Below are 6,186 nucleotides of genomic sequence, written 5' to 3'. Positions count from 1 at the left end.
GCGGGCGCGGTGCGCGTCGACGCTTCGCTCGCCGGCATGGGCGCGGGCGCCGGCAACGCGCCGATCGAGGCCTTGATCGCCGTGCTCGACCGCATGGGCATCGAGACGGGCGTCGACCTGCATATTCTCATGGACGTCGCCGACGACGTCGTGCGGCCGTTGCAGGATCGCCCGGTGCGCGTCGACCGTGAGAGCCTGTCGCTCGGCTACGCCGGCGTCTACTCCAGCTTCTTGCGTCATGCGGAGAACGCGTCCAAGCTCTACGGCGTCGACACGCGCGACATCCTGACGGAGCTCGGCAAGCGCCGCATGGTGGGGGGCCAGGAGGACATGATCGTCGACGTCGCGCTCGACATCGTGCGCCAGCGCGAAGCCCAGGCGGCCGCCCAATGACCGATATCGCCAAATTCGCAGAGGTCGTCGACGAGGCGGCGCGCACCGCCGCGGCGATCCCGCAATTCACCGAGACCGGCCCGCTCAGCGTGGCCGACGCCTACGCCGTCCAGGCTGCCTCGATCGACCGCCGCCTGAAGCGCGGCGAGAAGCTCGTCGGCGTCAAGATGGGCCTCACCTCCCGCGCCAAGATGCGCCAAGTCAACGTCGACGAAGTCGTCTGGGGCCGGCTCACCGACGCGATGCGACTCGAGGAGGGCGCGGCGCTGTCGCGCCGGCGCTACGTCCATCCACGCATCGAGCCGGAGCTCGCCTTTCTGCTTAAGGCGCCGCTGACCGGAGAGGTGACGGCGGCGGAGGCGATGGCGGCGGTCGCGGGAATAGCGCCGGCGATGGAGATCATCGATTCGCGCTACCAGAACTTCAAGTTCGCGCTGCCCGACGTGATCGCCGACAATTCGTCGTCGTCGGGCTTCGTGGTCGGCGACTGGTCGCGGCCGGATCAGGATTTCTCCAACCTCGGGCTCGTGATGGAGGTCGACGGCCGGCCGGTCGAGATCGGCTCGACCGCGGCGATCCTTGGCAACCCGTCGCGCTCTCTTGTCGCAGCCGCGCGCCTTGCCGGCGCGGCGCTCGGCCGGTTGGAGGCGGGCTGGATCATTTTGGCCGGCGGCGCGACCGCGGCGCACCCGCTCAAAGTGGGCGAGCGCGTGCGGCTCATCATGCAGAACCTCGGGTCGGTGTCGATCCGCGTCACGGAGTAGGCGAGATGCCCATTGTCGAGATCACCATGATCGAGGGGCGGACGCCGGAGGCCAAGCGCCGCCTGATCGCCAAGGTCACCGATGCGATCGTCGAGGCGATCGAAGCGCCGAAGGACTCGATCCGCATCATCCTGCGCGAGATCCCAGCGCTGCACTTCGGCGCCGGGGGCAAGACCAAGGAAAAGAGCGAGGCGCCGCCCGGCTGACGGGCGCGCCCGCCAAGACCAAGAATTCGAACGGAACAGGGAGGGAAGGATGACAAGGATTCAGCTGGGGCGCCGCGCGTTCCTCAGGACCGGTGCCGCGGCGCTTGCCGCGACTGCGCTGCCGCGCGTCGCCTTCGCCGCGCCGAAGACGGGCCTTCCAGGCGGTGCACGACGTCGACCTTAGCGTCGGCGAGGGGGAGATCGTATCGATCATCGGCGCGAACGGCGCGGGAAAGTCGTCGTTCCTGAAGGCGCTCGTGCGCCAGGCGGGACGCGTCACCGGCTCGGCGCGTTTCGCCCGCGACGACCTTGCCGTCCTCTCGACCCGCGACATCGTCGCGAAGGGAATCGCGCTTGTGCCGGAGGGCAGAAAACTCTTTCCGTCGCTCTCCGTGTTCGAGAACCTGCGCATCGGCTGGGAGCTCGGACGCAAAGGCGGCATCGCGCTCGACCAGGTCTACGAGTGGTTCCCCGTCCTCCTCGAGCGGCGCGACCAGAGGACGCGCGAACTGTCGGGCGGTCAGCAGCAGATGGTCGCGCTCGGCCGGGCGCTGCTCGCCAATCCGCGCCTGCTGCTGTGCGACGAGATCAGCCTCGGGCTCGCGCCGCGCATCGTCAACGAACTCTACGAGATCATCCCACGCGTGCGCGACCGCGGCGTGTCGGTGATCGTGGTCGAGCAGGACATCACCCGTTCGCTCGCCGTCGCCGACCGCTTCTACTGTTTCCTCGAAGGGGAGGTGTCGCTGTCCGGCCGGCCGGCCGACGCGAACCGCGAGACGATCATGCAACACTACTTCGGCGCGTGAACGCAAATGGTCGAGACGATCCTCAACCTCATTGTCCAGGGCGTGCTGATCGGCGGGCTTTATGCGCTGTTCGCGCTCGGCCTGTCGCTGTCGCTCGGCGTCATGCGCTTCGTCAACATCGCGCATGGCGACATGATCGTGCTGTTCTCGTTCGTGCTCCTGTCGCTGACCGGCGTCATCGGCTGGTCGCCGTTCGTGGTCGCGCTCATCCTCATGCCGGTCGCCTTCGGCGCGGGCTACGTGTTGCAGCGCTTCCTGCTCCAGCGCACCGTCGGCAAGGGCATCTTGCCGATTTTGCTCGTGACCTTCGGCCTGTCGATCATCATCCAGAACGGGTTGCTCGAGGCCTACGGACCGAACACGCGAAAGCTGTCGGGCGGCCCGATCGAACTCGCGGCTTTCCGCGTCGGCCCGATCGACATCGGCGTCTACCCACTGCTCGTCTTTCTGCTGGCGGTCGCGCTGATCGCCGGGCTCGACGCCTTCCTCTACCGGACCTCGATCGGCGCGCGCATTCGCGCGGTGAGCGACGACCCTGCCGCAGCCGACCTCATCGGCCTTGCGTCGGCGCGCATCTATCCGGTTGCGATGGGCGTGGTCGCCATCACCATGCTGGCCGCGGCCGCCTGCATGTCGGTCTGGACCAACTTCGACCCGGCGATCGGGCCGAGCCGGCTGCTCGCGGCGTTCGAGGCGGTGGTGCTCGGCGGATTGGGCAGCCTGTGGGGCACGCTGGCGGGGGGCGTCATCATCGGAATTGCGCAGAACTTCGGCTCGCAGCTCGACGCCTCCTGGCAGATCCTCGCCCAGCACCTCGTCTTCCTCGCCGCGCTCGTTCTTAGGCCCCAGGGCCTGTTCGCCAAGGGCTGAGCGATGGCCGCCGCCTCAAGACCCCTGCCGCTCGCCGCCCGTGCTGTCCTCGCCGTCGCGGTCGTCGCGTGCCTTGCCGGACCGTGGCTGTTCGACGCCAATTCGCTCACCGTGCTGACCGAATTCTTCGTCGTGCTCACGCTGGCGCTGATGTGGAACTTGCTCGCTGGCTACGCCGACATCATCTCGGTCGGCCAGCAGGGCTTCGTCGGCGTCGGCGCCTATGCCTTCTTCGGCTTCACCGCGCTCGCGCACCTGAACGTCTGGCTCGCCGTTCCGCTCGCGGCCCTGACGACGCTGGTCGTCGCCGTCCCGGTCATGGCTGTGATCTTCCGCCTGCGAACGGCCTATCTCGCCGTCGGAACCTGGGTGGCGGCGGACGTGCTGATGATGATCGCCGGCAAGCTGCCGGGCTTCGGCGGCGGCTCGGGCGCGAGCCTGCCGATCCCGGTGGTCAAGCAGTTCGGCGCGCGCCTCGGCGACCGCATCGACCTCTTCTACGCCATGAGCCTCGGGCTCGCTCTGATCGCCTTCGTCGCCACCTGGGCGCTCTTGCGCTCTCGGGTCGGCCTCGGCCTCACCGCGATGCGCGACAACGAGGAGGCGGCGGGATCGGCCGGCGTCGACCTCGTTCGGACGCGCGTCCTCTGCTTCTTGTGGACCGCGCCGTTCCTCGGGCTCGCTGGCGTGATGACGGCGCTCGAGAAGCTGCGCGTCGCGCCCACGGCCTCGTTCAATATCACCGACTGGACGATCGACGTCATCTTCATCGTCGTCATCGGGGGCATCGGCAGTCTGGAGGGCCCCATCGTCGGCGCGGTCATCTTCTTCGCGCTGCGCCAGTGGCTCGCCGACTTCGGCGCCTGGTACCTGATCCTCCTCGGCGCGATCTCGATCGCCGTCATTTTGTTCGAGCCGCGCGGTTTCTGGGGCGCCTGTCGCCGCTGGGGCGTTCCCGACATCCTGCCGGTCAGCCATGTCCCGGAGGCGGCGGACGGACCGGCGGGCGCCGCGAGCGGCGAGGCGGCGAGGACGCCGGCGCCGACTACGGTCGGCTGACGATGGCGCGACAGTAGTCGTACCAGCCGAGCGGCGGAATGGTCGGGTCCCGGAGCCAGGATCGCGAGTCGTTCCTGCCGGTCGAAGCTCCCCGAACCGCCTCGGCGCAATCGGACCGGTCGGCGAAGCGGGCGCAGACAACCTCGCCCGTCTCGCGTCCGAACAGGGCCTTCGCCAGGATCGCGAACATCCGCCAGGCGTCGCCCTCGTCGACGATGCCGACCCGCTGCGTCATGACGTCGACGAAACCGAAGATGTAGCCGGCCGTGAAATCATCGAGCGTCAGCGGGGTCTGGCCGGCTCGACGCTGGATGCGCGACAGCTGCAGGACCAGAAGCCCCGCAATGATGCGCGCGATTCGAACGTCTGCGTCGCTTTCAATCTGCATCTCGTAACCGAAGCCGAGACCTGGCGCGCGGGATCGGCCCTAGCGCGAGCGCCAGTCTGGCGAGGCCGGCTTGCGCCAGGCCATCGCGCAGCCATGCAGTTCGCCGCCTTTCGCGCTCGCGCGATTCTCTGTAAGCCTTCGGACGATGAGAACGGAAAACGAGCCCGGAACTCGTCCGGCGGGCCTCCTGGCGCGCCAGCGCATCATGGCGCTGGTGAAGGCGGGCGCGGTCGCCGCCGCGGCCCCCGTCGAGCCCGGCCAACTCCAGCCGGCGAGCCTCGATCTGCGCCTCGGCGCGGAGGCTTTTCGCGTCCGGGCGAGCTTCCTGCCGGGCAGGGGGTCGAGCGTCGCCGAGCGTTTGAAGAGCCTGAACCCAGAGCGGGTGTCGCTCGAAGGCGCCGGGGCGGTGCTAGAGAAGGGCATCGTCTACATCGCGCGGCTGATGGAGCGCCTCGCCCTGCCGGCGGGCGTCTCCGGGGCCGCCAATCCGAAGAGCTCGACGGGACGGCTCGACATTTTCACCCGCCTGATCGTCGATGGATCGGACGCTTTCGACGCCGTGCCGGAAAGCTACGCCGGGCCGCTGTTCGCCGAGATCTCGCCGCGCAGCTTCAGCGTGCGCGTGCGGGAAGGCACGCGGCTGAACCAGTTGCGCTTCCGCGACGGCGGAGCGGCTCTCATCCTCGACGCCGAGGCGCTGCGCGCCCGGCATGAGGCCTCGGCGCTGGTCGACCGGGCGCTCGCGCTGCGCGACGGCCTCATCGTCCATGTCGGGCTCGCCGGGGCCGCGGGCGAGGTCGTCGGCTACCGCGCGATCAAGAACAGCGACGTCATCGTCGTCGACCGGATCGGCGGCTACGCGGCGGCGGATTTCTGGGAGCCGATATTGGCTCGCGCCGACCGGCGGCTGGTGCTCGATCCCGATGAGTTCTACATCCTCGCCTCGCGCGAGAAAATGCAGATCCCCGCCGACCTCGCGGCCGAGATGGCGCCGATCGACCCGGCGATCGGCGAGTTCCGTGTCCATTACGCAGGCTTCTTCGATCCGGGCTTCGGGCAGGGGCCGGACGGGCGCCCGGCCGCGCGCGCCGTGCTCGAAGTGCGCTCGCGCGACGTGCCGTTCCTGCTCGAGGACGGCCAGCCGGTCGGGCGGCTCGTTTTCGAACAGCTCGCGGACGCGGCGGACGAGCTCTATGGGGCGGGCGCGACCTCGAACTACCAGCATCAGGGGCTGAAGCTGTCGAAGCACTTTCGGGGGTAGGCGCCTTCGCCCCACCAAGCGGGGAGAAGGTGGCCGAAGGCCGGATGAGGGGTTCCCCAAATCGTTCGCAAAGCAGCGCGACGATTTGCCGGATTTGGACGATTTGTTTGGTGGAGGACAGAATGAACGATGCCAGGCATTCCCATGGTTCCTGGCGCAGCACACGCAGTCCGCGGCATGCGGCGATGGCGTTCCGCATTGGCGCGTCTTCGGGAAAAGTATTGAGCACGGCGTCCAAATCCACTTCGGTTTGCAGGTAATCGCGCAACCATCGCCAGTCGGCGGGCGCAGCATCAGTTTCGGCGTGGATACCGTCACGGGTCTGGGTCAGCCGCACCCCGCGCCGGCCGACGACACCACTCCAAATACCGTTTTGCTCCCGCCAGCGGAAGACCTGGCCGGAATCGAGCGTCGCAGCCAGATCATAATCGCGGAC

At 68.5% G+C, this 6,186-nt stretch carries 7 protein-coding genes and 2 pseudogenes; 7 read left to right on the top strand and 2 right to left on the bottom strand.

The genetic code is table 11. From position 1 onward, the window contains the following. The 6 genes and pseudogenes from ACLP25_RS16740 to ACLP25_RS16715 form a co-directional block, all read left to right on the top strand. A pseudogene (locus ACLP25_RS16740) lies at positions 1 to 393 on the top strand (4-hydroxy-2-oxovalerate aldolase); the annotation flags it as partial. Then, positions 390 to 1,157 carry a 2-keto-4-pentenoate hydratase gene (locus ACLP25_RS16735; RefSeq protein ID WP_442470315.1) on the top strand — a complete coding sequence of 256 codons (768 nt, stop codon included), beginning with the start codon at positions 390 to 392 and terminating at the stop codon, positions 1,155 to 1,157. The pseudogene ACLP25_RS16740 and the gene ACLP25_RS16735, both read left to right, overlap by 4 nt. A 5-nt stretch (positions 1,158 to 1,162) precedes the next feature. After that, positions 1,163 to 1,363, top strand: coding sequence for a 2-hydroxymuconate tautomerase (locus tag ACLP25_RS16730; RefSeq protein WP_442470314.1), 201 nt, complete (start codon positions 1,163 to 1,165; stop codon positions 1,361 to 1,363). A 164-nt stretch (positions 1,364 to 1,527) separates the two neighbouring features. Continuing rightward, positions 1,528 to 2,172 carry an ABC transporter ATP-binding protein gene (locus ACLP25_RS16725; RefSeq protein ID WP_442470313.1) on the top strand — a complete coding sequence of 215 codons (645 nt, stop codon included), beginning with the start codon at positions 1,528 to 1,530 and terminating at the stop codon, positions 2,170 to 2,172. Positions 2,173 to 2,178: 6 nt separating this feature from the next. After that, a complete protein-coding gene (locus tag ACLP25_RS16720; RefSeq protein WP_442470312.1) occupies positions 2,179 to 3,042 on the top strand; it encodes a branched-chain amino acid ABC transporter permease in 864 nt (287 codons plus the stop codon). A 3-nt stretch (positions 3,043 to 3,045) separates the two neighbouring features. After that, positions 3,046 to 4,101: a branched-chain amino acid ABC transporter permease gene (locus tag ACLP25_RS16715; RefSeq protein ID WP_442470311.1), complete on the top strand. Its 1,056-nt coding sequence runs from the start codon at positions 3,046 to 3,048 to the stop codon at positions 4,099 to 4,101. On the opposite strand, the gene ACLP25_RS16710 is transcribed toward ACLP25_RS16715, so the two are convergent. Beyond that, positions 4,088 to 4,489: a hypothetical protein gene (locus tag ACLP25_RS16710; protein ID WP_442470310.1), complete on the bottom strand. Its 402-nt coding sequence runs from the start codon at positions 4,487 to 4,489 to the stop codon at positions 4,088 to 4,090. The genes ACLP25_RS16715 and ACLP25_RS16710 overlap by 14 nt on opposite strands. 145 nt (positions 4,490 to 4,634) lie before the next feature. On the opposite strand from ACLP25_RS16710, the gene ACLP25_RS16705 reads away from it, so the two are divergent. Then, positions 4,635 to 5,750, top strand: a complete 1,116-nt coding sequence (locus ACLP25_RS16705) for a 2'-deoxycytidine 5'-triphosphate deaminase (protein ID WP_442470309.1) — start codon at positions 4,635 to 4,637, stop codon at positions 5,748 to 5,750. Between the two features lie 193 nt (positions 5,751 to 5,943). Here ACLP25_RS16705 and ACLP25_RS16700 read toward each other — a convergent pair. Beyond that, positions 5,944 to 6,171: pseudogene (locus ACLP25_RS16700) on the bottom strand (DNA glycosylase); the annotation flags it as partial. Positions 6,172 to 6,186: the final 15 nt, after the last annotated feature.

It is taken from the genome of Roseiarcus sp. (assembly GCF_052145395.1).
GTDB lineage: Bacteria > Pseudomonadota > Alphaproteobacteria > Rhizobiales > Beijerinckiaceae > Roseiarcus.
The sequence above is the reverse complement of the archived record's forward strand: the minus strand, read 5'-3'. Positions and strand labels throughout refer to the sequence as shown.